Annotated in this window: 1 protein-coding gene; it reads right to left on the minus strand. The window is 72.0% G+C overall.

The window, feature by feature from the left end; translation table 11 throughout:
• Positions 1-566: 566 nt before the first annotated feature.
• Complete coding sequence (locus tag BM093_RS34860) at positions 567-1,067, minus strand: sensor histidine kinase (RefSeq protein WP_218163084.1); 501 nt, start codon at positions 1,065-1,067, stop codon at positions 567-569.
• Between the last annotated feature and the right edge of the window lie 209 nt (positions 1,068-1,276).

The following is a 1,276-nucleotide window of genomic DNA, read 5'->3' on the forward strand; positions in this document are numbered from 1 at the left end:
GCGAGGCATCGTGAGGGCATCCTCTCAGCAGCAGGAGTGAACTGCGAGAACTCGTACACCACATAGAGCCTGATTTAGCGGCGACACGCTACTAGATGCCGGGTTGGGGCGATTGGTGTCATCCCGCCGGACGATCTCCCGGCACACATGGAACCCGGTCATCCGCGGCCTTGCTAGGTCGACGCCGCTGGCCGTGGCCGCGTCGACCCCGCGGCACCGTCCGTCGCGACCGCGACGACCTCCAGGTCCGGCTCCGCGTCAAGGGATCAGCCGCAGCCCCCTGACGGACGAGGGCGTGGTCGTCGGCCAGCAGAATCCGGGTGGCCCCCGGGCCTCCTCGGCACGCCGGGCCATCCGTGATCGAGCCCTCGTGATCGAGCCCTCGGTACCGGGCCGAGCGGTACGACCAGCTCGACCAGCGTGCCACGCCCGGCGCGTCGGCCACCGTCAGGTCGGCGTCGACCAGCAGGGCATGCCGCGCATGCCCGCGCGGTCGCGATGCGGGCCGGGTGCGGTGACCAGGCCGTGCTCGACACGGGTCGCACCGGCGTGCCGGACGACGTTCGTCAGGCTCTCCTGGGTGATCGGTCGAGCACCAGCTCCGCCTGCGGGCTCAGCCGGGGCGGCGGGTCCCCGGTCCGCACCACCGGCACCCCGCCAGCCTCGGTGAACTCGGTGACCAGCGCGGCGAGCACGCTGGCCAGGCCCAGGTCCTCCAACACGTCCGGGCGGAGCCGGCGGGCGACCTGGCAGCCCTCGTCGGGGCTCGCGCGCCCGGTGTCCCGGACCTGCTTCACGTCGCCCTGCAAAGCTGGCGGCGCGTGGTCGGCCACCCGCTTCAGGTCGAGCAGTGCGGCCGTGAGGCCCTGCCCGATCTCGTCGTGCAGCTCGCGGGCGATCCGCCGACGCTCGGCCTCCTCCCCGGGGTGGACCTCGGCGCTGCGCAGGCTGCGCTGCTCCTCCAGCCGGTCAAGCACGGCATTGAACGTGGCGATCAGCCTCCCCAGGTCGCCGCCGCCCCGGTCGGGCCCCCGGTCCCGCGACCGCAGCAGGTCCACCCGCTCCACGACGGCGGTGAGCGCATCGAGCGGCCAACTGATCGTCGTAGAGCCCGGGCAGACCGGTGGCGCATCCTCAAGCGCCTCGGTCTCAATCGGCCACCGGCCTCGCAGCGCTACCAACGGGACTGTCAAGTTTCCGGTGTAACTGAGGTTGGTCGGGTTACGTGCGTCCGGCGGACAGGCGTCCGTCGAAGGCGATGTCGAAGGCGTTCAGG

This window comes from Pseudonocardia ammonioxydans (assembly GCF_900115005.1).
Classification (GTDB): domain Bacteria; phylum Actinomycetota; class Actinomycetes; order Mycobacteriales; family Pseudonocardiaceae; genus Pseudonocardia; species Pseudonocardia ammonioxydans.